General features: G+C 55.6%; 19 protein-coding genes. 10 read left to right on the top strand and 9 right to left on the bottom strand.

The genetic code is table 11. The annotated features are described in order from the left end of the window. The first annotated feature begins 77 nt into the window (after positions 1-77). The 7 genes from cmoM (at position 78) to ACX8ZY_RS13315 (ending at position 10,734) form a co-directional block, all read left to right on the top strand. On the top strand, positions 78-863 hold the full coding sequence (cmoM, locus tag ACX8ZY_RS13345) for a tRNA uridine 5-oxyacetic acid(34) methyltransferase CmoM (protein ID WP_010669764.1): 786 nt from the start codon (positions 78-80) through the stop codon (positions 861-863). Beyond that, positions 860-2,182 (top strand): chromosome partition protein MukF, encoded by a 1,323-nt coding sequence (mukF, locus tag ACX8ZY_RS13340; RefSeq protein ID WP_010254963.1) that lies wholly within the window; start codon positions 860-862, stop codon positions 2,180-2,182. The genes cmoM and mukF overlap by 4 nt, the downstream gene beginning before the upstream one ends. Further along, positions 2,163-2,888, top strand: a complete 726-nt coding sequence (mukE, locus tag ACX8ZY_RS13335) for a chromosome partition protein MukE (RefSeq protein WP_122889044.1) — start codon at positions 2,163-2,165, stop codon at positions 2,886-2,888. The genes mukF and mukE overlap by 20 nt, the downstream gene beginning before the upstream one ends. Then, positions 2,885-7,372, top strand: coding sequence for a chromosome partition protein MukB (mukB, locus tag ACX8ZY_RS13330; RefSeq protein ID WP_421665034.1), 4,488 nt, complete (start codon positions 2,885-2,887; stop codon positions 7,370-7,372). The genes mukE and mukB overlap by 4 nt, the downstream gene beginning before the upstream one ends. Before the next feature lie 147 nt (positions 7,373-7,519). Beyond that, the gene (ldtD, locus tag ACX8ZY_RS13325; protein WP_157351809.1) at positions 7,520-9,331 is read left to right on the top strand and encodes a L,D-transpeptidase; all 1,812 of its coding nucleotides are present in this window, start codon (positions 7,520-7,522) and stop codon (positions 9,329-9,331) included. Positions 9,332-9,516: 185 nt separating this feature from the next. Next, positions 9,517-10,065 (top strand): YcbK family protein, encoded by a 549-nt coding sequence (locus tag ACX8ZY_RS13320; RefSeq protein WP_010254972.1) that lies wholly within the window; start codon positions 9,517-9,519, stop codon positions 10,063-10,065. 39 nt (positions 10,066-10,104) lie between these two features. Beyond that, positions 10,105-10,734: an MBL fold metallo-hydrolase gene (locus tag ACX8ZY_RS13315; protein ID WP_158149429.1), complete on the top strand. Its 630-nt coding sequence runs from the start codon at positions 10,105-10,107 to the stop codon at positions 10,732-10,734. Positions 10,735-10,776: 42 nt separating this feature from the next. Here the strand turns inward: ACX8ZY_RS13315 and ACX8ZY_RS13310 are convergent, their stop codons facing one another. The 4 genes from ACX8ZY_RS13310 to pncB all read right to left on the bottom strand — a co-directional run bounded on the left by ACX8ZY_RS13310 (position 10,777) and on the right by pncB (position 16,411). Further along, positions 10,777-11,967 carry an amino acid aminotransferase gene (locus tag ACX8ZY_RS13310; protein ID WP_346448758.1) on the bottom strand — a complete coding sequence of 397 codons (1,191 nt, stop codon included), beginning with the start codon at positions 11,965-11,967 and terminating at the stop codon, positions 10,777-10,779. Positions 11,968-12,201: 234 nt separating this feature from the next. Further along, on the bottom strand, positions 12,202-13,347 hold the full coding sequence (gene ompF, locus ACX8ZY_RS13305; protein WP_033779477.1) for a porin OmpF: 1,146 nt from the start codon (positions 13,345-13,347) through the stop codon (positions 12,202-12,204). Between the two features lie 300 nt (positions 13,348-13,647). After that, complete coding sequence (asnS, locus tag ACX8ZY_RS13300) at positions 13,648-15,048, bottom strand: asparagine--tRNA ligase (protein ID WP_010254981.1); 1,401 nt, start codon at positions 15,046-15,048, stop codon at positions 13,648-13,650. A 157-nt stretch (positions 15,049-15,205) separates the two neighbouring features. Further along, positions 15,206-16,411 carry a nicotinate phosphoribosyltransferase gene (gene pncB, locus ACX8ZY_RS13295; RefSeq protein ID WP_187505349.1) on the bottom strand — a complete coding sequence of 402 codons (1,206 nt, stop codon included), beginning with the start codon at positions 16,409-16,411 and terminating at the stop codon, positions 15,206-15,208. 243 nt (positions 16,412-16,654) lie between these two features. Here pncB and pepN point away from each other — a divergent pair, with 243 nt between their 5' ends. Further along, entirely contained in the window at positions 16,655-19,270 is a 2,616-nt protein-coding gene (gene pepN / locus ACX8ZY_RS13290; RefSeq protein WP_421665033.1) for an aminopeptidase N, read from the top strand. A 37-nt stretch (positions 19,271-19,307) separates the two neighbouring features. Here pepN and ssuB read toward each other — a convergent pair whose 3' ends face one another. The 5 genes from ssuB to ssuE are packed head-to-tail and all read right to left on the bottom strand — an operon-like array spanning position 19,308 to position 23,569. After that, positions 19,308-20,096 (bottom strand): aliphatic sulfonates ABC transporter ATP-binding protein, encoded by a 789-nt coding sequence (gene ssuB / locus ACX8ZY_RS13285; protein ID WP_010254985.1) that lies wholly within the window; start codon positions 20,094-20,096, stop codon positions 19,308-19,310. Next, a complete protein-coding gene (gene ssuC, locus ACX8ZY_RS13280) occupies positions 20,093-20,884 on the bottom strand; it encodes an aliphatic sulfonate ABC transporter permease SsuC (protein ID WP_010254987.1) in 792 nt (263 codons plus the stop codon). The genes ssuB and ssuC overlap by 4 nt, the downstream gene beginning before the upstream one ends. Positions 20,885-20,894: 10 nt before the next feature. Then, positions 20,895-22,043 carry an FMNH2-dependent alkanesulfonate monooxygenase gene (gene ssuD / locus ACX8ZY_RS13275; RefSeq protein ID WP_022625932.1) on the bottom strand — a complete coding sequence of 383 codons (1,149 nt, stop codon included), beginning with the start codon at positions 22,041-22,043 and terminating at the stop codon, positions 20,895-20,897. Between the two features lie 9 nt (positions 22,044-22,052). Continuing rightward, on the bottom strand, positions 22,053-23,006 hold the full coding sequence (locus tag ACX8ZY_RS13270) for a sulfonate ABC transporter substrate-binding protein (RefSeq protein WP_421665032.1): 954 nt from the start codon (positions 23,004-23,006) through the stop codon (positions 22,053-22,055). Between the two features lie 11 nt (positions 23,007-23,017). Continuing rightward, positions 23,018-23,569, bottom strand: coding sequence for an NADPH-dependent FMN reductase (gene ssuE, locus ACX8ZY_RS13265; RefSeq protein WP_010254991.1), 552 nt, complete (start codon positions 23,567-23,569; stop codon positions 23,018-23,020). Positions 23,570-24,317: 748 nt separating this feature from the next. On the opposite strand from ssuE, the gene ACX8ZY_RS13260 reads away from it, so the two are divergent. Beyond that, positions 24,318-25,298 (top strand): glycosyltransferase family 2 protein, encoded by a 981-nt coding sequence (locus ACX8ZY_RS13260; RefSeq protein WP_052270875.1) that lies wholly within the window; start codon positions 24,318-24,320, stop codon positions 25,296-25,298. Between the two features lie 83 nt (positions 25,299-25,381). Next, the gene (locus tag ACX8ZY_RS13255; RefSeq protein WP_187505351.1) at positions 25,382-26,683 is read left to right on the top strand and encodes a flippase; all 1,302 of its coding nucleotides are present in this window, start codon (positions 25,382-25,384) and stop codon (positions 26,681-26,683) included. Positions 26,684-26,771 lie beyond the last annotated feature (88 nt).

The following is a 26,771-nucleotide window of genomic DNA, read 5'->3' as shown; positions in this document are numbered from 1 at the left end:
GGGGATGAAAGGTTCATTCTTCTGGTGCCTGTGACAAAATAGCACAAGTCTCACCGCAGCATACCGGAGCGCATGCCATGCAGGATCGTAACTTTGACGATCTCGCGGATAAATTTTCGCAAAATATTTACGGCACCACTAAAGGGAAGATACGCCAGGCCATCCTCTGGGATGAGCTGGAGAAGATACTGCCCGGTCTGTCACCGCACCCGCTGTCGGTGCTGGATGCTGGCGGCGGTGTCGGCCAGGTCTCCAGCGGGCTTGCTGCGCAGGGCCATCAGGTTCTGCTGTGCGACCTTTCCAGCGAGATGCTGCGCCGGGCCGCGGAAAATGCGGCGGCACAGGGTGTGAGCCACAACATGCAATTCAGACAAATTAGCGCTCAGCAGGTGGGTGAACATTTGGATAAGCCGGTGGATCTGGTATTGTTCCACGCTGTGCTTGAGTGGGTCGCTGAACCGGAGAAGGTGCTGAAAGCGCTATTCGATCTGCTGCGTCCGGGGGGCGTCATGTCGCTGATGTTTTACAATCTGCACGGCCTGACATTGCGCACCTTAACGCTGGGTAACTTTGGCTATCTGCGCACCAACCTGACCAAACGCAAAAAGCGAACGCTGTCGCCTGACTATCCGCGCGACCCCGAGCAGGTCTATCGCTGGCTTGAGGCGTGTGGCTTTGTGATTGAACAGCGTGCCGGGATCCGGGTGTTCAGTGACTACATGAAGCCGCCGAAGGGCGAGCCAAAAAGCGACGACGAAATTATTGAGATGGAGCGGCGTTACTGCCGTCAGGAACCCTTTTTGAGCTTAGGGCGCTACATCCACGTGACCGCGCGTAAACCCGGGCAGAAGGACGAATTATGAGTGAATTTTCCCAGACGGTACCTGAACTGGTCTCCTGGGCGCGCAAAAATGACTTTTCCCTTGCGCTGCCAGTGGAACGTCTGGCCTTTTTGCTGGCAATCGCCACCCTCAACGGTGAGCGGATGGATGGCGAAATGAGCGAAGGCGATCTGATTGATGCTTTCCGTCACGTCAGCAAAGCTTTCGAACAAACCCATGAAACCGTGTTGGTTCGTGCCAACAACGCCATCAACGACATGGTGCGACAGCGCCTGCTCAACCGTTTTACCAGCGAAATCACGGAAGGCAATGCCATCTATCGCCTGACGCCGCTGGCGATCGGCATCACCGACTATTACATCCGTCAGCGTGAGTTCTCGACCCTGCGCCTGTCGATGCAGCTGTCGATTGTGGCCAATGAGCTTAAGCGGGCAGCCGATGCTGCGCAGGAAAATGGCGATGAGTTTCACTGGCACCGCAATGTTTTCGCGCCGCTGAAATATTCCGTGGCGGAGATCTTCGACAGCATCGATATGACCCAGCGTCTGATGGATGAACAGCAGCAGGCGGTTAAAAATGATATCGCCGAACTGCTGAACAAAGACTGGCGCGCGGCCATCTCCAGCTGTGAAATGCTGCTTTCTGAAACCTCAGGAACGCTGCGTGAACTGCAGGATACGCTTGAAGCCGCGGGCGACAAACTTCAGGAAAATCTGCTGCGCATTCAGGATGCCACGCTGGACAGTCCCGATCTGGGCTTTGTCGATAAGCTGGTGTTTGATCTGCAAAGCAAACTCGACCGTATTACCAGCTGGGGCCAGCAGGCGATTGACCTCTGGATCGGCTATGACCGCCACGTCCATAAATTTATTCGTACCGCCATCGACATGGATAAAAACCGCGTCTTTGCGCAGCGCCTGCGGGTATCGGTGCAGAATTACTTCGACGCGCCCTGGGCGCTGACCTATGCCAACGCCGACCGCCTGTATGACATGCGTGATGAGGCGCTGACGCTGCGTAACGACGAAGTGATGGGCGAACTGCCGCCGGAGATGGAGTACGAAGAGATCAACGAAATCCGCGAACAGCTGGCAGCGATGATTGAAGAAGCGCTGCAGGTCTACAAATCGCAACAAAAACCGCTCAACCTCGCGTCAGTGATGCGCGACTACCTGGCCCAGTATCCCCGAGCCCGCCATTTCGATCTGGCGCGTATTGTGGTGGATCAGGCGGTGCGCCTTGGCGTAGCGGAAGCTGATTTAGCCGGTTTGCCTGTGGAATGGCAAGCCATCAATGATTACGGAGCCAAGGTGCAGGCACATGTCATCGACAAATATTGAACAAGTGATGCCGGTTAAGCTGGCACAGGCACTGGCCAACCCGATTTTTCCCGCGCTGGACAGCCAGTTACGCGCCGGACGCCATATCGGTATCGAAGAGCTGGATAATCACGCTTTTCTGATGGACTACCAGTCGTTTCTCGAAGAGTTTTACAGCCGCTATAACGTTGAGTTAATCCGTGCGCCGGAAGGCTTTTTCTATCTGCGTCCGCGTTCAACCACGCTGATTCCGCGTTCCGTGCTCTCTGAACTGGACATGATGGTCGGGAAGATTCTCTGCTATCTCTATCTCAGCCCGGAACGACTGGCCAATGAAGGTATCTTCACCCAGCAGGAGTTGTACGACGAACTGCTCTCTCTGGCCGATGAGAACCGCCTGCTGAAGCTGGTCAACCAGCGTTCAACCGGTTCGGATCTGGATCGCACCAAACTGCAGGAGAAAGTGCGCGCCTCTCTGAGCCGCCTGCGTCGCCTTGGCATGGTGTGGTTTTTCGGCAACGACAGCAGCAAGTTCCGCATCACGGAATCGGTGTTCCGCTTTGGTGCCGACGTGCGCGGCGGTGATGACGCCCGTGAAGCGCAGCTTCGTCTGATTCGTGATGGCGAAGCCATGCTACTGGAAAACGCGACAGCACCGGTCGACACCGATGAAAATGAAGGACAGGAAGGCGACGCGAGTGAGAACGCAGAGGAAGAACAGGCATGATTGAGCGCGGAAAGTTTCGTTCGCTTACGCTGATCAACTGGAACGGCTTTTTTGCCCGTACCTTTGATCTCGATGAATTAGTGACCACGCTGTCAGGCGGTAACGGTGCGGGTAAGTCCACCACGATGGCGGCATTTGTCACCGCGCTGATCCCCGATTTAACGCTGCTGCACTTCCGTAATACCACCGAAGCGGGCGCGACATCAGGATCCCGTGACAAGGGTCTGCACGGTAAACTGCGGGCTGGCGTCTGCTACTCCATGCTGGATGTGGTGAACTCACGCCATCAGCGTGTCGTGGTCGGTGTCCGTCTGCAACAGGTCGCCGGACGCGATAAAAAGGTCGATATCAAGCCATTCAGTATTCATGGCCTGCCCACCGACACCAACCCAACCGATATGCTGACGGAAGTGCTCAACAGCCGTCAGGCTCGCGTATTGCCGCTGAACGAAGTCAAAGATCGGGTTGAGGCGCAGGAAGGCGTGCAGTTCCGCGCCTATAACTCAGTCACCGATTATCACGCCATGCTGTTTGATCTTGGTGTGGTGCCGCGTCGTCTGCGCTCTGCCAGCGATCGCAGCAAGTTTTATCGTCTGATTGAAGCCTCGCTGTATGGCGGTATCTCCAGCGCCATCACCCGATCGCTGCGTGATTACCTGCTGCCAGAAAACAGTGGCGTGCGCAAAGCATTCCAGGATATGGAGGCCGCGCTGCGCGAGAACCGCATGACGCTGGAGGCGATCCGCGTTACCCAGTCTGACCGCGATCTCTTCAAGCATCTGATCTCCGAGGCGACCAGCTACGTTTCGGCTGACTATATGCGCCACGCCAACGAGCGTCGGGGACACCTCGACAGCGCGTTACAGCTGCGCAGCGAACTGTTCAGCAGCCGTAAGCAGCTCGCCACCGAGCAGTATCGTCATGTTGAGATGGCGCGCGAACTGGCCGAGCACAGTGGTGCAGAAAACGATCTAGAAGTCGATTATCAGGCCGCCAGCGATCACCTGAACCTGGTACAGACGGCGATGCGTCAGCAGGAGAAGATTGAGCGCTACGATGCGGATATCGAAGATCTGACGCTGCGGCTGGAAGAGCAGACCGAAGTGGTCGCCGAAGCGCGTGAAATTCAGGAAGAGAATGAAGCGCGGGCCGAAGCGGCTGAGCTGGAAGTGGATGAGCTGAAAAGCCAGCTGGCCGATTTCCAGCAGGCGCTCGACGTGCAGCAAACCCGCGCTATCCAGTATCAGCAGGCATTGCAGGCGCTGGAACGCGCCCGCGCGCTCTGCCAGTTACCCGATCTGAGCATTGAAAATGCGGCTGAATGGCAGGAAAGCTTCCAGGCAAAAGAGGAAGAGGCGACAGAACGGTTGCTGCGCCTGGAGCAGAAGCTGAGCGTAGCGGAAGCGGCGCACAGTCAGTTTGAACAGGCGCTGGCGCTGGTGACCAGCATTGCCGGTGACGTGACCCGTCAGGACGCCTGGCAAACCGGCCGCGAACTGCTGCGTGATGCCAGCAACCAGCGTCATCACGCCGAACAGCTCTCTTCGCTGCGTCTGCGTCTCAATGAGCTGGAGCAGCGTCTGCGCGAACAGCATGAGGCGGAACGTCTGCTGGCGGAATTCTGCAAGCGTCAGGGGCAGCATTATGAAGCGGATGCGCTGGCAGGCCTGCAGCAGGAGCTTGAAGCACAGATTGAACAGCTGAACAGCAGCGTCTCCGACGCCGGTGAGCAGCGCATGATGATGCGCCAGGAGCTGGAGCAGCTGCGTGAACGCATCACCAGCCTGACCGCCCGTGCGCCACACTGGCTGGCGGCGCAAGAGATCCTGACTCAGCTCAGCGAACAGACCGGCCAGGCGCTGAACAGCAGCCAGGACGTCACCGAATATATGCAGCAGCTGCTGGAGCGTGAGCGTGAAACCACCGTCGAGCGCGACGAAGTGGCCGCTCAAAAACGTGATATCGAGCGGCAGATTGAACGTCTTAGCCAGCCAGGCGGTGCGGAAGATGCGCGCCTGACCCAGCTGGCAGAACGGTTTGGCGGCGTGTTGCTGTCAGAGATTTACGATGATGTGACGCTGGATGATGCGCCTTACTTCTCGGCGCTCTACGGTCCGTCGCGTCATGCGATTGTGGTGCCGGATCTCTCCCGCGTTCGTGAGTTGCTGGATGGTCTGGAAGAGTGTCCGGAAGATCTCTACCTGATCGAGGGTGATCCGCAGTCGTTCGATGACAGCGTCTTCAGCGTCGATGAACTGCAGAATGCGGTGGTGGTGAAGGTGGCAGAGCGTCAGTGGCGCTACTCCCGCTTCCCGAAAATACCGCTGTTTGGCCGCGCGGCGCGTGAGAATCAGCTGGAGCTGCTGCACCTTGAGCGCGATAAGCTGGCCGAACGCTACGCCACGCTGTCTTTCGACGTGCAGAAAACGCAGCGTCTGCATCAGTCATTCAGCCGCTTTATCGGCAGTCATCTGGCCGTCGCCTTTGACGCCGATCCGGAAGCGCAGATCCGTCAGCTGGGCGCGCGCCGGGGTGAGCTGGAGCGCGCGCTGAATCAGCATGAGAGCAACAATCAGCAGCAGCGTCAGCAGTATGAGCTGGCCAAAGAGGGCGTATCACAGTTAAACCGACTGCTGCCACGCGTCAATCTGCTGCTGGACGACACGCTGGGCGATCGCTGCGAAGAGATCCGCGAGCAGGTCGATGCGGCACAGGAAGCGGCGCGCTTCCTGCATCAGCATGGCGCTAAGCTGGCGAAACTGGAACCGATCATCGCCGTGCTGCAGAGCGATCCGGAACAGCATGAGCAGTTACAGGCGGATTATCAGCAGGCGCAGCAGCAGCAGCGCAACGCCCGTCAGCAGGCCTTTGCCCTGACAGAAGTGGTGCAGCGTCGCGCCCACTTCAGCTACGACGACTCGGCCAGCATGCTCAACGGCAACAACGACCTCAGCGATAAGCTGCGTCAGCGTCTGGAGCAGGCTGAGGGCGAACGCAGCCGCAGTCGTGATCGCCTGCGTGAACATCAGGCGCAGCTGACGCAATACTCCCAGGTGCTGGCCTCGCTGAAAAGCGCCTATGACGCCAAGCGTGACATGCTCAAAGAGCTGCAGCAGGAGATGCAGGACATTGGCGTCCAGGCTGACAGCAGCGCGGAAGAACGCGCGCGTGTTCGCCGTGACGAGCTCTACACGGCACTGAGTCACAACCGCGCACGCCGCAATCAGCTGGAGAAACAGCTTACCTTCTGCGAAGCGGAGATGGATAACCTGCAGAAGCGACTGCGTCAGCTGGAGCGTCAGTATCATCAGGTGCGTGAACAGGTGGTCAGCGCCAAAGCGGGCTGGTGTACCGTACTGCGTCTGGTGAAAGAGAATGGCGTTGAGCGTCGTCTGCATCGCCGTGAACTGGCCTACCTGAGCGGCGATGAGCTGCGCTCTATGTCGGATAAAGCGCTGGGTGCGCTGCGTCTGGCTGTAGCGGACAACGAACATCTGCGCGACGTGCTGCGACTATCGGAAGATCCAAAACGTCCGGAACGTAAAATTCAGTTCTTTATTGCGGTTTATCAGCATCTGCGCGAGCGTATTCGTCAGGATATTATTCGGACTGACGATCCGGTCGAAGCAATTGAGCAGATGGAAATCGAACTGAACCGTCTGACGGAAGAGCTGACGGCGCGTGAGCAGATGCTGGCAATCAGTTCGCGCAGTGCGGCCAACATCATCCGTAAAACGATCCAGCGTGAACAGAACCGTATCCGCCAGCTCAACCAGGGCCTGCAGACCGTCAGCTTTGGTCAGGTACGCAGCGTGCGGCTCAACGTGAACGTGCGTGAAACCCACGCCATGCTGCTGGATACGCTGTCGGAAGAGCACGAGCAGCATCAGGATCTCTTTAACAGCAATCGCCTGACCTTCTCGGAGGCGCTGGCGAAACTCTATCAGCGTCTTAATCCGCATATCGACATGGGGCAGCGTACGCCGCAGACCATCGGTGAGGAGCTGCTGGACTACCGCAACTATCTGGAGATGGAAGTGGAAGTCAACCGAGGTTCCGATGGCTGGCTGCGCGCAGAGAGCGGGGCGCTCTCAACCGGTGAAGCGATCGGTACCGGTATGTCCATTCTGGTGATGGTAGTGCAGAGCTGGGAAGAGGAGTCCCGTCGTCTGCGCGGCAAAGATATTTCGCCATGCCGACTGCTGTTCCTTGATGAAGCGGCCCGTCTTGATGCCCGTTCCATCGCCACGCTGTTTGAACTCTGTGAGCGACTGGAGATGCAGCTGGTGATTGCAGCACCGGAGAATATCAGTCCGGAAAAAGGCACGACCTACAAACTGGTGCGTAAGGTGTTTAATAACACCGAGCATGTGCATGTAGTCGGTCTGCGTGGTTTTGCTGCCGATCCTTCGCCGGTGCGGGCGGGAAGCGACGCAGATGCGCTGCCCGATTTAACCGCTGAAAATTCGCAGGCGGAAACGTAGTCAAAAACTGAACCATTCGTTAATCTGGTTACGGCATTTGTCACATGAGGCAAATGCCGTTTTTGTTTGTATACTCACATGATGAGTCACAGCGCGGTCGCAGTGGATACAGGGAACACTGCGAAGTTGAAAAACAAGGGGGCAGGGATGTTGCTGGTAAAAAAATTAAATCATCATCGCGTTCTATCATTGTTAGCGCTGGCGCTAACCGTTGTTCCATTTACGCTACCGCAGGCCGCTGTTATCGCCGCTTTGCCCGGGACAACGCAGGCGGTCACCTCCGTCTCCGAAAGTCAGCAACGCATCCGGCAGGCGTTTTCCAGCGCCGATCAGCCGTTTTATCTGGCACCGCTGGCGACGCTCTATGCATCCCGCCATATGCAACCGCTCTGGCAGGATCCCCAGGCGATACAAAAATTTCAGCAGCAGCTGGCTGAAGTGGCACTTTCTGGTGTTCAGCCACAGTTCACGCGCTGGATTGAGCGTCTGACTAACCCGGCGATCACCGGCTTTGCCCGGGATGTCGCGCTGTCCGATGCGATGCTGGGCTATCTGCAATTTGTTTCTAATGTGCCGACGCAGGGTGAAACCTGGCTTTACAGCAATGTTCCCTACCGGCTGACACAGCCGTCGGTGGCGGTCGTGAATCAGTGGCAGAACGCGGTCAATGCAGGATCGGGCAACACGTTTATTGCGTCACTGCAGCCGCAGCACCCGCAGTATCAGCCGATGCACGCCGCGCTGAAAACCCTGCTAGGTGATAAGCAGCCCTGGCCGCAGCTGAAGAGCAGTGAAACGCTGCGCCCGGGACAGGTCAGTGACGATGTGCCGGCGCTGCGTGAAATCCTGCAGCGCAGCGGCATGTTAACGGCGCAGGTTAATGCACCTGCACCGGATGACGATGCGGTGCCGGTGGCCGCCTCACCAGTGACCCACAGCGACCAGCCGGTTGCGGTCAGCCCTTCCGCCGCGCCAGTCACCGATCTGTCCGCGCCTTCACTGCATTCGCCGGGTAACGTTCAGAGTCAGACGCTGGAAGGGAACACCGCCAATGTCTATGACGAGACGCTGGTGGCGGGTGTGAAGCGTTTCCAGCAGTGGCAGGGACTGGATGGCGACGGTGCTATCGGTGCCAGAACGCGGCAGTGGCTTAACGTCTCTCCGCAGATGCGTGCTTCGTTGCTGGCGCTGAACATTCAGCGACTGCGCCTGCTGCCGGACGATATGCACAACGGCATTATGGTGAACATCGCCAACTACTCGCTGATTTATTACAACAACGGCAACAAGATCCTCTCATCACGGGTCATTGTCGGGCGTCCCGATCGCAAAACGCCGTTGATGCGCAGCGCACTCAATAATGTGGTGCTGAACCCGCCATGGAATGTGCCGACGACGCTGGTGCGTAAAGATATCATTCCTAAAGTGAAGCAGGATCCGACCTATCTCTATAAGCATGGCTATACCCTGCTGTCGGGCTGGAGCGCTGACGCTGAAGTGATCGATCCCAGCATGATCGACTGGCGCATGGTCACCGCTTCATCGTTCCCCTATCGGTTGATTCAGGCACCGGGTGTGGCGAATGCGCTGGGCCGCTATAAATTTAATATGCCCAGCTCAGATGCGATCTATCTGCACGACACGCCGAACCACAACCTGTTCCAGCGGGATATCCGCGCGCTCAGCTCAGGCTGCGTCCGGGTAAATAAAGCGTCCGAACTGGCGGGCTTATTACTGCAGGACGCGGGCTGGAACGATGCCCGCATATCCAGTACGTTAAAAGAGGGTGACACCCGCTACGTGCCCATTCGCCATCGTATTCCGGTCAATCTCTATTATCTGACGGCGTGGGTCGCTGATGATGGCAAACCACAGTTTCGCACAGATATTTACAATTATGATGACACCGCGCGTTCGGGCAGCCAGGCTTTGAGTCGGGCTGAGCAATTGCTGCTCTAGTGATTGATTTTAAATCGTTAGCGGCGGGCCGGTTATTCAGAAAAATGTTATCAAATGGCGATTCCTGCAGGGATCGCCACGCAAACAGATTGCAGATGGGTTGACGCTCTACTGAGAGAAAGTTATGGTTCGGGCTGTGCGCTTTTTGCACATTTCTATGGCTTCACTCTCAGGTAAATCGTTACATGTCTACTATTGATTCTTTTCGTCGCAAACTACTGCTGTGCGGTAGCGCCGCCGCCGGTCTGGCATTATTACCCGCTTCTGCAAGGGCCTCGCTTTCTACCTCTCGCCCGCGTGTATTGATGCTTAATAATCTTCATACCGGTGAAACCCTTAAAACTGAGTTTTTTAATGGTAAGAGTTACGACAAGGATGAGTTGTCACGATTAAATCACTTTTTCCGTGACTATCGCGCCAATAAAGTGAAAAGCATCGATCCGCACCTGTTTGATCAAATCTTCCGCCTGCAGGCGCTGCTGGGAATGCGTAAACCGATACAGCTGGTTTCGGGCTACCGTTCACTGGCAACCAACAACATGTTACGTGAGAGCGGTCCTGGGGTGGCAAAGCACAGCTATCACACCAAAGGCCAGGCAATGGATTTTCATATCGAAGGGGTTTCTCTGGCCAATGTACGCAAAGCGGCGTTATCTCTGCGTGCGGGTGGTGTAGGATATTATCCCCGCAGTAACTTTGTACATATTGATACCGGGCCGATCAGGCACTGGTAATGACACCGGCAACGCTGCGTGAGCCGGTCATGGAGCGTTATGAATTACCACATTATTCCTGTTACCGCGTTTGCCCAGAACTGTTCAGTTATCTGGTGCGAGTCTACTCGTGAAGCCGCGCTGGTCGATCCAGGCGGCGATGCCGATCTGATCAAAGAGACGCTGGAACAACGCAAACTTAAACCTTCCCGGATTCTGCTGACTCATGGACACCTTGATCACGTCGGGGCCGCCGTCGAGCTGGCTGCCTTCTGGCAGATTCCGATTGTCGGACCGCAAAAGCGTGATGCATTCTGGCTGGAGGCGCTGCCTACCCAGAGCCGGATGTTCGGACTTGATGAATGCGCGCCTTTTACCCCCGATCGCTGGCTGGAAGAGGGGGAGAGCGTACAGGTAGGGCTGACCACGCTGGAAGTCCTGCACTGTCCGGGCCATTCGCCTGGCCACGTGGTGTTCTTCGATCGTCCAGGAAGGTTACTGATTTCAGGTGACGTGATTTTTAATGGTGGTGTGGGACGCACAGACTTCCCGCAGGGCGATCATCAGCAGTTAATCGATGCTATCCGCACGAAACTGCTGCCGCTGGGCGATGATGTCACTTTTCTGCCCGGTCACGGCCCGATTTCTACGCTGGGGCATGAACGCATCAGCAATCCTTTCCTGCAATAAAAAATGGGCCAGCAGGCCCATTTTTCAATTCGGTCATCCTGCTTACAGCACGGCGACAATCGCTTCGCACAGCGCCGACATATTGTCTGGCGTCATGCCCGCCACATTCACCCGCCCTGAGTTCACCGCGTAGACGCCAAACTCTTCACGCAGGCGAATGACCTGGTCTTTGGTTAAGCCACTGAACGAGAACATGCCGTTCTGCTTAATAATAAAGCTGAAGTCGCGCTGTGCGCCTTTCTCCGCCAGCGTGTTTACGAAGAGCTGGCGCATGCGCTGAATGCGCTGACGCATGTCCGACAGCTCCTGCTCCCAGATGGTACGCAGGGTATCGTTGCCCAGAATGGTGGCGACGATGGCGGCGCCATGTGCCGGCGGATTGGAGTAGTTCGCGCGAATGGTGTACTTCACCTGACTGAACGCGGTATCAGCCACGCTCGCATCGGCGGCAACCAGCGTGATGGCACCGACACGCTCGTTATACAGGCCGAAATTCTTGGAGTAAGAGCTGGCGACGATCAGTTCCTGATGCGAGGCGGCAAAAATACGCAGGCCTTCTGCATCTTCCTCCAGACCACGGGCAAAACCCTGGTAAGCGAAGTCAAACAACGGCAGCCAGCCGTTGGCCTGTGACAGCTCCGCCAGCTGTTGCCACTGCTCAGCGGTCGGGTCGATACCGGTCGGGTTATGGCAGCAGCCGTGGAACAGCACCACATCGCCTGGCTGAACCTGTTTCAGTGACGCGACCATGCCATCGAAATCCAGCGTATGGTTTGCCGGGTCGTAATAGTGGTATTCACAGACCTCAAGACCGGCAGCGTTAAACACGTTGTTGTGATTCGGCCAGCTCGGATTGCTGATCCAGACCCGCTTCACCGATGTTTGCGTGGCGAGGAAATCGGCTGCAACGCGTAGCGCACCGGTACCACCCGGTGTCTGAGCCGTGCGAGCGCGGCCAGCGGTGATTAGCGGGCTCTGGTTGCCGAACAGCAGGGCCTGTGTGCAACGGGCAAAATCAGCCAGACCATCAATACTGAGATAGTTTTTGGTGGTTTCATTTTCCAGCAGATATTGCTCAGCTTTTTTAACACTGGTCAGCACCGGGGTCTTGCCGGTTTCGTCTTTATAGACGCCAATGCCCAGATTGATTTTTTCCGGGCGGTCGTCAGCACGAAACAGATCGGCCAGCCCAAGAATAGGATCGGCGGGTGCAGCAGAGATCGATTCAAACATGTGTCAGGTCCATTAGCGTGAACTTTAGCGAAAAGAGCTCTCAGGTTAGCGTCCGGCCAGACAAATGCCAACCGTTTGCGAGACAAATTCATACATTTTGCGGTGCGGATTGCGCGACGGGGAAGTAAAGACGTTTTAGCGGAGTAGAAGGGCGTGAGGAAACAGAGTTCTGGTGAATAACAGCCATAAAAAAACGGGACCGTAGCCCCGTTTTTCAACATGTTCGAAGCAGGATTAGAACTGGTAAACCAGGCCTACACCAACCACGTCGTCTGAGTTCATACCCAGTGCGTTGTCGTCATCCAGCTGGTTGATTTTGTAATCAACATAGGTAGACATGTTTTTGTTGAAGTAGTAAGTCGCGCCAACATCGATGTATTTGTACAGGTCAGCATCGCCCACGCCTTCAATATCTTTGCCTTTCTGCTGCACGTATGCGATGGATGGACGCAGACCGAAGTCAAACTGATACTGAGCAACTAACTCAATAGTCTGGCTTTTGTTAACATAGGCAGTGCCATTAGTGGTTGAGCCAGGGAGAGCGCCAGCGGCGGTGTTAGGTACGGTAGCGTCATAAAATGAAGAGTTACGGCCTTCGCCATACATTGCCGCCAGGTAAACGTTGTTCGCATCATATTTCAGCGCAGTTGCCCAGTTCTCTGCACGTTTGCCCTGACCGATTACGTTACCGTTCGCGTCAGTAGTACCCGCTGCCTGTGCATTAGTTCGGTCGCTGCTGCTGTATGCACCAACGATGCCTACACCGATTGGTGAGGTGTAAGAAGTTGAGAACGCGTAGCCGTCGCCGTTAGAACGACGCACACCGTCGCTGTTACCGTCACGATCGTTTTTACCCTGATACTGAGCAGCAAAGTCCCAGCCATCAACCAGACCGAAGAAGTTGGTGTTGCGGTAGGTCAGCAGGCCGCCGCTACGACCGTTCATGAAGTTATCTGAGTTACCCCAGTCACCACCAAATACTGGCAGCATATCGGTCCAGCCGATTGCATCGTAAACCAGACCGTAGTTACGGCCGTAGTCGATTGAACCTGCATCGCCGAATTTCAGACCGGCAAAGCCCAGACGGGTTTTGTTGCCGTCTTGTGCGTCAGAACCTTCAGAGTTGTTCGCCTGAACGTTGTATTCCCACTGGCCGTAACCGGTCAGCTGGTCATTAATTTGGGTTTCGCCTTTGAAGCCGAAGCGCACATAAGACTCATCGCCATCATCACCAGCGCTATCAGAGAATTGGTGACGCGCATCCACTTTACCGTACAGGTCCAGTTTGTTGCCGTCTTTGTTATAGATTTCTGCAGCGTTTGCTGCGCCAGCTACTAACAGAGCAGGGATAACCACTGCAAGAATATTGCGCTTCATCATTATTCATTACCCTCATTGGAGTTATTTGTACACCTGCCACTGCCGTCAGGAAATCTTTACAGAACCCTGAACGAAGTTTGGTGTCTTCCTGTGTCTGCACGCATCTTTCCATCCCACCCGCCGTAATTCTAGCGCTTAAATGCTACTAAACTCGTAATCTTGTTTCAGTAAGAAAATATGTATTACAAAATGTAAAAAACACGGAACTTTGTGAGAGAACTCAAAATTTACAAAAATAAAAAAAGGCCGGCAGTGCCGACCTCGTTATATATATGAATTTCTTATATTTAATGCCGAATATCAGAAACTCGCGTTGCGTGGGGTGCGCGGGAAGGGGATTACGTCCCTGACATTTTGTACGCCGGTGACATAGGCGATCAGACGTTCAAAGCCTAATCCAAAGCCAGAATGTGGCACGGTACCGTAGCGACGCAGGTCACGATACCACCAGTAATCTTCTTTATTCAGACCCATCTCTTCCAGACGCGCATCCAGGACATCCAGACGTTCTTCACGCTGTGAACCGCCAATGATCTCACCAATGCCTGGCGCCAGAACATCCATCGCCGCCACGGTTTTGCCATCGTCATTCAGGCGCATATAGAACGCTTTAATGTCTTTCGGATAGTTTTTCACCACCACCGGCGCTTTAAAGTGTTTCTCGGCCAGGTAACGCTCATGTTCAGAGGAGAGGTCAATACCCCATGAGACCGGGTTTTCGAAGGTCTGACCGCAGTTCATCAGGATCTCAACCGCATCGGTGTAATCCACCTGCGCGAAATCGGTGGTGATGAAACGCTGCAGACGCTCAACCGCCTCTTTATCTACCCGCTCAGCAAAGAAGGCCATGTCATCGGCACGCTCTTCCAGCACCGCGTTGAAGACATACTTCAGCATTGATTCGGCCAGTGCAGCGGCATCATCCAGTGAGGCAAAGGCGATTTCCGGCTCCAGCATCCAGAATTCCGCCAGATGGCGGCTGGTGTTGGAGTTCTCTGCGCGGAACGTCGGACCGAAGGTGTAGATCTTCGACAGGGCGCTGGCATAGGTTTCGCCATTCAGCTGACCTGAAACGGTCAGGAACGCCTCTTTACCAAAGAAATCTTCGCTGAAGTCAACTTTGCCCTGATCGTTACGCGGCAGGTTTTCCATATCCAGCGTAGAGACACGGAACATTTCGCCGGCACCTTCGGTATCGGAGGCGGTAATCAGCGGCGTCGAGACCCAGAAATAGCCATTCTCATGGAAGAAGCGATGCAGCGCCTGCGCCAGGGTGTGGCGAACGCGGGCGACCGCGCCAATCAGGTTGGTGCGCGGACGCAGGTGAGCTACTTCGCGCAGGTACTCGATACTGTGGCGTTTCGCCGCCATCGGATAGCTGTCGGGATCTTCCACCCAGCCCACGACTTCCAGGCTGGTCGCCTGAATCTCAAACGCCTGGCCCTGACCCGGTGAGGCCACCACTTTACCGGTGACGATAACGGAACAGCCCGTGGTCAGACGCAGCACTTCATCCTGATAATTATTCAGAGAATTATTGACGACAGCCTGAACGGGATTAAAGCAGGAGCCGTCATAGACAGCGATGAAGGAAAGACCGGCTTTGGAATCTCTTCGGGTACGCACCCAACCACGTACGGTGACTTCACTGTCAACCGCGACGCGACCGTGCAGTACGTCCGCTACAGGCACTACGCTCATAAATATCTCTCTATATAGAAGAAGTGAGTAAAAAAGTTGCCCCATCCGGGGTTTTGCTATGTTACTTGCGAGTCTTCAGGAAACAAGCAAAATTCAGGGGGAAAGCAGATTTATTACAGCAGAGGCGGGGCGTATCAACGCCCCGATAAGAAGAGGATTAACTCGCTTTTTTCACCAGCGGCAGATCAAAAGCTTTACGCAGGGCCCTGACAAAGGCTTTATCCTGGCAGATGGTTTTGCCCGGGCTGTCTGAGAGTTTCGCCACCGGCTTGCCATTGCACTGCACCAGTTTGATAACGATGTTCAGTGGCGTCACGCCCGGAATATCGCAGGTGAGGCGGGTACCGATGCCGAACACCACGTTCGTCCGCTGGCCAAAGTGGCGGTAAAGCGCCAGCGCTTTGTCGAGATTCAGGTTGTCAGAAAAGACCAGGTGTTTGCTTTGCGGATCGATACCCAGCTTCTGGTAGTGTGCGAGGGCTTTCTCGCCCCATTCGACCGGATCGCCGGAGTCGTGGCGCAGTCCCTGGTAGCGGCGGGCAAACACCGGGCCGAAATCGCGCAGAAAGGCGTCCATAGCGATGCAATCGGTCAGGGCGATGCCCAGCTTATCGTCATACTCATCCAGCCACGCCTGTAACGCCGCGCGCTGGCTGTTGGCCAGTACCGGACTGATCTGCTGGAAGGCCTGGAACCACTCATGCGCCTGTGTTCCCACCGGCGTCAGTGACAGACGGCGCGCCAGATCATAGTTACTGGTGCCAATCAGCCACGGAAATTCCTGTTTCAGCGTTGAAACGATCGACTGCTGCACATCCTGCGAATAGCGACGACGGGTGCCGAAATCCATCAGGCGGAAGCGTGACATATCGAGGTCAGCCACCTGGGCTTTAAAGCCGCCGAGTTTCTGATGTAAGTGGTCAAGTGCCTGCTGAGTGGTGACCTGTGGCGTGCGATGACGATGCACAATCTCACTGATCAGCGCCAGCAGCGGCACCTCCCACATGATCACTTCTCGCCACGGCCCCTGAATACGGAGTTCCAGCTTGCCATGATGATTGCGCACCTCAACCTGATCCGGGTTATAGCGGAACTGGCGTAACCAGCTGAGGTAATCCTGCCGGAAGAAGGGAAGGTGAGACAACCAGGTCGCTTCATCATCAGTCAGCGCCAGGTGTTGCATTGCGGTTATCGCGTCACGAATTTCGTCAGCGTAGAGACCCAGCAGTTCGTCGCCGCGGCAGCGAAACTCCGCCGCCACCGTTATGTCATGATAGCGGTGGAAAACGGCCTGCTGCATATGGAGCTTATAGGCGTCCGTATCCAGCAGCGAGGTCAGTATCGGGGAAGCATGTCCTGTCATGGCGCGTTTCAGCATCCTGTTCGGTGGCGCAGAGCCCGGTGTTGTACACAGTCATAAAGACGCAAAAGTATAATTCACTATCTGAAGCCGATCACAGCATATTTCAGACGGGCGGGTCGAGGCCAATCTGTGCCATTGTTAACAAAGTGTAGCCATTTCACCCTTTAGGTGCATTGTGCGTGGCAAGCTTGTAGTAACAAGCTTAGACTTTGCCGGTAAACTTATAACAACGCGAGACGCAATATGACGCAACAGCCCCAAATCAAGTATCGCCACGACTACCGTGCGCCTGAGTACACCATCACCGATATCGATTTAACTTTTGAACTGGATGCGTCCACCACCCGCGTAACGGCCATCAGCCAGGTTAAACGACTGGGCGACAGCCAGGCTGAGCTGCGACTGGACGGCGAAGCGTTAACGCTGATTGCACTGGAGGTCGACGGGCAAGCCTGGACGGCCTTCCGTGAAGAAGAGGGCGCATTGGTCATCAGCCAGCTGCCGGAAAGCTTCACCCTGAAAATTATTAACGATATTCATCCGGATCAGAACACCGCGCTGGAAGGGCTGTATAAATCGGGCGAGGCGCTCTGCACCCAATGTGAGGCTGAAGGCTTCCGTCATATTACCTGGTATCTCGATCGCCCCGACGTGCTGGCGCGCTTTACGACCACCATCTATGCCGACGGTGAGCGCTATCCATTCCTGCTCTCCAACGGTAACCGCATTGACAGCGGCCGGGATGAGCAGGGTCGCAGCTGGGTGAAGTGGCAGGATCCGTTCCCGAAACCCTGCTACCTGTTTGCGCTGGTGGCGGGCGATTTCGACGTGCTGCGCGACAGCTTCACTACCCGTTCAGGACGTGATGTGGCGCTGGAGATCTTCGTCGATCGCGGTAACCTCGACCGTGCCGACTGGGCGATGACGTCGCTGAAAAACAGCATGAAGTGGGATGAAGAGCGTTTCGGTCTGGAGTATGACCTCGACATCTTTATGATCGTGGCGGTGGACTTCTTCAACATGGGCGCCATGGAGAACAAAGGCCTTAACGTCTTCAATGCCAAATATGTGCTGGCTAAAGCGGAAACGGCGACGGACAAAGATTACCTGGGCATTGAAGCGGTTATCGGTCACGAATATTTCCATAACTGGACCGGTAACCGCGTGACCTGCCGCGACTGGTTCCAGCTCAGCCTGAAAGAGGGACTGACAGTGTTCCGCGATCAGGAGTTCAGCTCTGATCTGGGCTCACGCGCGGTGAACCGCATTGATAACGTGCGTATCGTACGCGGTGCGCAGTTCGCCGAAGATGCCAGCCCGATGGCACACCCGATCCGTCCGGATCAGGTCATCGAGATGAACAACTTCTATACCCTGACGGTGTATGAAAAAGGGTCAGAAGTGATCCGTATGATGCACACCCTGCTGGGTGAAGAGAATTTCCAGAAGGGCATGAAGCTCTATTTTGATCGTCACGACGGCAGCGCCGCCACCTGTGATGATTTTGTTCAGGCGATGGAAGATGCCTCGAATGTTGACCTGTCGCAGTTCCGCCGCTGGTACAGCCAGTCCGGTACGCCAGTGCTGACGGTGCGCGACGATTACAACCCGGAGCTGGAACAATATACGCTGCACGTCACGCAGCACACGCCTGCGACTGCCGATCAGAAAGAGAAGCTGCCGCTGCATATCCCGCTGGATATTGAACTCTACGATGGCGAAGGCAAGGTGATCCCGCTGCAGAATAATGGTCATCCGGTACATCATGTGCTGAATGTTACCGAGGAGTTCCAGACCTTTATTTTCGATAATGTCTACTTCCAGCCAGTGCCGTCGCTGCTGCGCGAATTCTCTGCTCCGGTGAAGCTTGATTACAAATGGAGTGATGCTCAGCTCACCTTCCTGATGCGTCATGCACGCAACGACTTCTCCCGCTGGGATGCGGCTCAGAGCCTGCTGGCGACCTATATCCGTCTGAATGTCGCCCGCTATCAGCAGGGCCAGCATCTGTCACTGCCGCTGCATGTCGCCGACGCCTTCCGCGCGGTGCTGCTGGATACCGACTGCGACCCGGCACTGACCGCGCTGATTCTGACGCTGCCGTCGGAAAATGAGATTGCCGAGTTGTTTGATACTATCGATCCGCAGGCGATTGCGCTGGTGCGTGACGCACTGCAACGCACGCTGGCACGCGAACTGGCCGATGAGTTTTTTGCGATCTACAACGCCAATCAGCAGCCTGAATACCGCGTGGAGCATGACGCGATAGGTCAGCGCAGCCTGAAAAATATCTGCCTGACCTATCTCGCCTTCAGCGATGCGCAGCTGGCGGATAAACTGGTGCAGACGCAGTATCACCAGGCGACCAACATGACCGATGCGCTGGCGGCGCTTTCTGCTGCGGTTGCGGCACAGTTACCGTGCCGTGATGCGCTGCTGGCAGCTTACGATGAGCGCTGGCATCAGGATGGTCTGGTGATGGATAAATGGTTTGTGCTGCAGGCGACCAGTCCGGCCGCTAACGTGATGCGCAATGTGCGTCAGCTTCTGAATCATCGCTCCTTCACCATGAGTAATCCGAACCGTGTTCGCTCGCTGGTGGGTGCCTTTGCCTCGGCTAACCCGGCCGCCTTCCATGCTAAAGATGGCAGCGGTTATAAGTTCCTGGTGGAGATGCTTACCGACCTTAACACCCGCAATCCGCAGGTTGCGGCACGGATGGTGGAGCCGCTGATTCGCCTGAAACGTTATGACGAAGGCCGTCAGGCGATGATGCGCCAGGCGCTGGAGCAGCTGCTGGAGCTGGATAAACTCTCTGGCGACCTCTACGAGAAAGTTACCCGGGCACTGAACGCCTGATAATTAAAAAGGGGAGCGTCTGAGACACTCCCCTTTTTCAGCGCTGCTGCGCGTAACGAACCGGCTGCGGTCGTTCCGTACGCTGCATGACCCGATCCAGTACCTCCGCTTCCAGCTCGGCCAGCCGCGCCGATCCGCGGCGGCGGGGACGGGGCAGATCCACCAGCAGATCCAGCCCGATTTGACCCTCTTCGATCAACAGCACGCGATCTGCCATCACCACCGCTTCACTGACATCATGCGTAACCAGCAGCACGGTAAAGTGATGCTGCTGCCACAGTGACTCAATCAATCCCTGCATTTCAATGCGTGTCAGGGCATCCAGCGCCCCCAGCGGTTCATCCAGCAGCAGTAAACCGGGCCGGTGGATCAGCGCCCTGGCCAGTGCGACGCGCTGTTTCTGGCCGCCGGAGAGGGCGGCTGGCCACTCATCAGCCCGATCGGCGAGGCCTACCGCCGCCAGCGCATCCAGCGCTGCGCTGCGCCATTCGCGTCCGCGCAGACCCAGTCCGACGTTATCGATCACTTTTTTCCACGGCAGCAGTCGCGCATCCTGAAACATCAGGCGGGTATCTTCACGAGCCGACTGCAGCGGCGCATTGCCTGCCAGCAGTTCACCGCTGGAGCTCTGTTCGAGACCGGCCAGCAGGCGCAGCAGCGTGCTTTTGCCACAGCCGCTGCGACCCACCACCGCCACAAACTGACCGGAGGGAATATGCAGGTCAATCTTATTGAGAATGGTGCGGCTGCCATACTGTTTGCTGACGCCGTTAACGCCAACCGGGGTACCGGTGTTGAGGCGCGCCGGTGAGAGAGTCTGGCTCATGCGTTCTCCTCCTTCAGTTGATAAGCGGGATGCCAGCGCAGCCAGACACGTTCAAGCAACAACGCGGCGACATCCGCCAGTTTGCCGAGCAGGGCGTAAAGAATAATGGCGACCACCACCACATCGGTCTGCAGGAATTCACGCGCGTTCATGGCCAGATAGCCGATACCCGCGTTGGCAGAGATGGTCTCTGCGACAATCAGCGTCAGCCACATCAGGCCCAGCGCGAAACGCACGCCGACCATGATATTGGGCAGCGCGCCTGGCAGGATCACCTGGATAAACAGGCTCCAGCCGGAAAGGCCATAGCTGCGCGCCATCTCAACCAGCCCGCGATCGATGTTGCGGATGCCGTGATAGGTATTCAGGTAGATCGGGAACAGCGTCCCCAGCGCCACCAGAAAGATCTTGGCGGACTCATCAATACCGAACCAGAGGATTACCAGCGGGATCAGCGCCAGATGCGGCACATTGCGCAGCATCTGTACCGAGGTATCCAGCAGTCGTTCACCGGTTCTGGAGGTGCCGGTAATCAGCCCGAGCAGCAGGCCGATAGAACCGCCGATACTGAAGCCGATCAGCGCCCGCCAGCTACTGATCGCCAGATGCTGCCAGAGTTCACCACTGGCGGTCAGCTGCCAGAAGGTGGTCACAATTTTCTCCGGTGCGGGCAGAATACGGGTCGACAACCAGCCGGTTTGCGAGGCAATCTGCCACACCACGACCAGCAGCGTCGGCAGCAGCCAGGGCACCAGCGTATCAGCAAGGCGTTTTCGGGTTCTGGTCATCATGCTCTCCTCAGCCCCGGGCGACTTTTTTCTCAGGGGTAAAATCGTTGGCTACCGCTTCACCGTGTGCCTGAACCACGCGCGGCTGGGGCACCAGTGGAACCTGCAGGTCAAGATGCGGGAACAGCAGTTCGCCGACGCGATAAGCCTCTTCCAGGTGCGGATAACCCGACAGGATGAAGGTCTCAATGCCCAGCGCTTCATACTCTTTGATGCGTGCGGCCACGGTCGGGCCATCGCCGACCAGCGCGGTCCCGGCTCCGCTGCGCACCAGGCCGACGCCTGCCCACAGGTTAGGGCTGATTTCGAGCTTGTCGCGGCGACCGCCATGCAGTGCGGCCATCCGGCGCTGTCCCACAGAATCTGCCCGCTGGAACGCCGCCTGCGCTTTCGCGATGGTGGCGTCATCCACATTGGCAATCAGTTTGTCTGCGGCCTGCCAGGCCTCTTCATTGGTTTCACGCACGATCACATGCAGACGGATGCCGAACCGGACGGTGCGTCCCTGGGCAGCCGCTTTCGCACGCACCTGATCAATCTTCTCTTTAACCTGCGCAGGGGGTTCGCCCCAGGTGAGGTAAACATCGACCTGTTCGGCCGCCAGCTCCTGGGCGGGTTCAGAAGAGCCGCCAAACCACAGCGGGGGACGAGGCTGCTGCACCGGTTTAAACATCAGACGCGCACCGCGAACCTTCACGTGCTTGCCTTCATAATCGACGGTTTCGCCTTCCAGCACCCGGCGCCAGACGCGGGTAAACTCGGCGGATTCCGCGTAACGCTCGCGGTGATCGAGAAACACGCCGTCGCCCGCCAGCTCTTCCGGATCGCCGCCGGTCACCAGATTAAACAGCGCACGTCCGTTAGAAAGACGGTCCAGCGTGGCGGCCTGACGCGCTGCCTGGGTTGGTGAAATCACCCCAGGACGCAACGCCACCAGGAATCGCAGGCGCTGCGTCACCGGAATCAGCGAGGCGGCAACCAGCCAGGCATCTTCACAGGAGCGGCCGGTCGGGATCAGTACGCCGCCAAAGCCAAGGCGGTCAGCGGCCTGCGCCACCTGTTGCAGGTAGGCGTGATCAACCGGTCGCGCCCCTTCGGCAGTACCAAGATAGTGGCCGTCGCCATGCGTCGGCAGGAACCAGAAAATGGATACGCTCATTGTTGCTCCTTATTGCGTCACGGTATGCGGATGCCAGATGCGATCCTGAATCGTCACTTTTACTGGCAAGAGATGATTGGCATAGAACAGGTCAGCGGTGCGCTGCTGGGCGGCCGCGGTTTCGGCACTGACCGGCGAAATGCGGGTTGGCGGCCGATGGCTGAGGTAGCTGGCGATAACCGGTTCGGGCAAGCCCATCGCCTGCGCCAGTAATGTGGTGCTCTGCTGACGCTGGCTGATTGTCAGCGCGTCAGCAGTGCTGAAGGTGTCGAGCACCTGCTGAATAAACGCGCCATGGGCTTCGGCGTAGCTGCGGGTCGCTAAATAAAAGGAGCCGGTCAGGTTAGGGGAGCTGCCATCAATCAGCAGGCGCGAATTCCCCTGCAGCATCACCGATGAATAGTAGGGGTCCCAGATTGCCCAGGCATCAACGTCACCCTGCTGGAAGGCGGCGCGCGCATCGGCGGGGGTGAGATAGACCGGCGTGATGTCTTTAAAGGTCAGACCCGCCTGCTGTAAGGCGCGCAGCAGTAAGTTGTGAGAGCTGGAGCCTTTCTGGAAAGCCACTTTCTTGCCTTTCAGATCCGCAACCTGTTTCAGCGGGCTGCTTTTTGGCACCAGAATCACTTCCGCTTTGGGTTTTGGCGGCTCCGCGCCGACATAGAGCAGATCCGCGCCCGCGGCCTGGGCAAACAGCGGGGGAAGATCACCGGTACTGCCCAGGTCGATACTGTTGATATTCAGCGCTTCCAGCATTTGTGGGCCTGCAGGAAACTCGATCCACTTAATCCGGGTATGGGGAAAACGCTTCTCCAGTAACTGATGTGACTTCGCCAGCACCATGCTGACCGAACCTTTTTGATAGCCGATGCGAATCTCAGACGGATCGGATTCGGCGGCCTGTACCTGAAGGCCGGCCAGCAGAAGTCCGGCCACCAGCCACTTTCCTAATCTCAGCTTCATCGATCGCTTCCTTATACCGCTTGCGCAACGGGATGGTGGTGACGGGTCAGTGCCAGCCAGAAGGCGGAGACGGCCTCATCCAGGCGCTGTGACAGTGAATCCTGCAGTTCGGGCTGACGGTCGTAATGACTGATCTGATGATCCTCGGCATAAACACCATGCAGGATCTCCTGCGCCTTTAAGGCGTTGAGCACCGGCTTCAGGGCGTAGTCCAGCGCCAGCATATGACCGGCACTGCCGCCGCTGGCCAGCGGTAAAACGACTTTGTGTTCCAGTGCGCGTTCAGGCAGCAGATCGAGCAGCGTCTTCAGCGCACCCGAAAACGACGCTTTATAGATAGGTGTCGCAATAATCAGTCCATCAGCCGAAGCCAGATCGTCACGCAGGGCGAGAAGCGCAGGTGCATCAAAACGCGCATTGATTAAATCGTCAGGCTGAAAGTTGTGAATATTCCACGGAATGACTTCAATACCACGCGCCTCCAGCTTGTGCTGACACAGCGTCAGCAGTGAGGTTGAGCGGGAGGGGAATCGTGGGCTGCCTGCCAGCGTAATAACTCGCATCATCACTCCTTATAACTAAAAGTTATTGATTATCAAATGTTGAGAACTTATGCCTTCATACTGTCAGAGCAGGGGAGTGGGCTTAAATGATTTATCCGGCAAAGTAAGGGTGAAATCTGCAAATAGAAGGCGTTGCGACAGATGTCAGCATCGCCGCTTCCGATAATTCTTAAATTAAGCGCTGACAGCGGAACAATTCATTAAGGGGCATGATACGAGATCGTCAAAATGTGTCGGTTGAGCAGAAAAAATATCTTTCGTCTGATTGCTTAATCATTTTTTCTGAGAGTGGCGCGACCATAAAGCGCAACGGCTGACAAAATAGCGCTGCGAAGCAGCACAGAATCAGCTTATCTGCGGCAGCCTCTGCCAAAGATTAAGATTTATCGCAGAAAGCAAACTGTAATAATAATGAAGGAATGCTGAACTTATTCATCGTTTCAGATGTTCGCTTACAGATTTCTGAATCTGGTTACGTCTGCTTTGCAGGGCTAATTTAAATCGATCCTCAACGGTTTTAACATTACTGCGGGCTATAGATGCACTTTCGTTAAGAGTGATGCTCACATGAAACATTAAGATGATTTTTACGGCTGGTCTTTTTTCGCATTACAGGTTTAAGATAATCGGGCTCAATGAAAGCAATCATAATAATCGCGCCTTACTCTTTTCGACGTTTCGCCTCTGGTCAGAACCTGCATCAGGCAGGTGAATCGTATTGTCATTTTCTAACAGCAGAGAATTGCATATGTCTGACATCCTGTTATCCGTTATTATTCCAACCTACAATGTTGAGAAATATATTGTAGAGTGCGTCGATTCGTTATTACGCCAGGTTAAAGCGCCCAATGAAATAATCATTGTGAATGATGGATCTACTGATGGAACATTAGCCTTAATTGAACAGAATTATGCGCATCTTTCCCAGGTGAAAGTGATCACCATTGAAAATGGCGGCCTCGGCAATGCACGGGACACCGGCATTGCACTGGCAAAGGGTCAGTTTCTCTTTTTCTGTGACCCGGATGATGTCGTGGTTGATGGCCTCGTCACTGAGCTGGCAATGGTGGCGGAGAAGCATCCTGAAACGGATCTTTTCTGTTTTAACTCCTGCGTCTATGAAGATGGCCACATTGATATCACCTCGCCAAAAGTGAAGCATGACCAGTTTGGCCAGCAGAAACCACAGGAGGTCTTTCTGCGCCTGCTGCGTAATGGCAGATATACCTCTGCCGTCTGGAATTACGCCTTAAGAAAAAGCGTCATTGAACAGCATAAGTTGCGCTTTGTACGTCGGGTTCATGAAGACCACAACTTTACGCTCTCCGTGTTTATGAAATGCCAGCACGCATGGGTCAGCCGTCAGGTCTATTATAAGCAGCGCATCCGCAGTGGTTCACTGACCAACAGTACCAAAGGCAATGAGTTTTTCTATCAGCGCTATGACGCTTTTATGCATGCTTATAATACGTTAACCAGTTCGCTCCCTAAATCAGCCTGGCGTAGTTCGCTGGAAAAATCTTATTTACTTCACTCGTTCCGTCTGATGATCTATTTGTCTCTCTATAATAAAACGCCGGTGCCGGAATATGTCTGTAATGCCATTCGCTTTATGGGTCGTAATGTAAAATCAGAAAATCTTAAAGAGTGGTTGTTGTTTAATCGCCCGGAGCTCTTTATTGCGTTGCAGCATTACAAGGTTAAAAAAGAGCTCAAGCGCGCAGCCTGATTCTGAAAAATGTGAAGCGATATTGTTTATGCCTTAGCGAAATGAGAAGGTGAGACATGCAATGTGTATAAGGTTGTTGCGACATGGCAAAAGTACTCGATAAAAGTCTGGTTATTAATATTTTCTCGCTGCTGGCTTACCGTGGCGCGTCGTTTCTGTTTCCGCTGGCCACGCTGCCCTATCTTGCCCGCGTTCTGGGCGTAGAGCAGATGGGTACGCTGGCGCTGGCGATCGCCTGCGTCCTCTATTGCAGCACCATCTCCGACTGGGGATTCAATGTCTTTACCACCAAAGATATTGCTCACCATCGTGATGACAAAGAACGCGTCAGCCAGCTCTTCTGGTCAACATTCAACGCCAAGCTGATGCTGCTGGTGGTCACCAGCGGCACGCTGCTGACCGCGACCTGGTTCAATCCCTCCTGGCACCCTCTGTTCTTCATCATTCTGGCGAACTGCACCACGCTGGTCGGCTCGCTGTTTTCATTCGGCTGGCTGATGCAGGGCTTTGAGAAGCTGGGTAAGACGGCGATGATCGCCACCTTCGGTAACTTCTGTGCGATTCCGCTGACCTTTTTGCTGGTGAAATCTCCGCAGGATACCTGGCTGGCTGCCCTGATCCCTGGCGCGGTCTCCATTATCAGCGCGGCGATTACGCTGAAGTTTGTGCTGGAGATGAAAGTCATAGGCCGCTACCGCTTTGAACCGCGCGAAATCAAACAGCGCATCACCGACAGCATGGATGTGTTTATCGCCATCGCCGGCGCTAACCTTTTCAACAGCGTCAACGTGGTGATTCTCGCCACCTTTGCTTCTACTTACATGGTCGGGATCTACAACGGCGCCGATCGCCTGCGTAAAGCGGCTAACTCTGTGCCGGAGCAGATCGGCAGCGCCTTCTTCCCGCGCGTCAGCCACCTGTTCGGCCGGGATAAACGGGCCGCGATTGCGGCGACACGCAAAAGCCTGCTGCTGTCGTTTTCCCTGAGTCTGTCGATTTTAATCTTCACCTGGTTTTTTGCTGACCTGGTGGTCTCAATATTGCTGGGTAAAGACTTTATCCAGTCAGCAGATGTGCTGCGCGTCTTTGTGCTCTGCTTCCTGTTTGGCAACATTGCCTACCCGGCTGGATTACAGATTCTGATCCCACATGGTCTGGCCCGCCAGCGTATGTGGGTAATGATGGCCGCTGGTGTGGTTAACGTGCCGCTGTGCTGTTTCCTGGCGTGGAAGTTTGGCGCAATTGGTGCCGCATGGTCGATGGTCGGGGCTGAAGCGTTCGTCTGTCTCGGTATTTTTGGCATCATGCAACGTCACGGCATCCTGCGGGAATATCTGTTTCCCTCTGAGGTGAAAAATCAACCCGTAAACGATTCCGCCGCGTAAGATCAAAGCATTTTCAGATAGTTTTATGCATCCCCGCTGTTCGATTTACTTTTGCGCCAGAGCACTTTACCATTCTGGCGCACAATTT

This window comes from Pantoea sp. XAF26B01_ASV70 (genome assembly GCF_054512635.1).
Note: the sequence above shows the minus strand (reverse complement) of the source record. Positions and strands in the feature narration are given on the sequence as shown.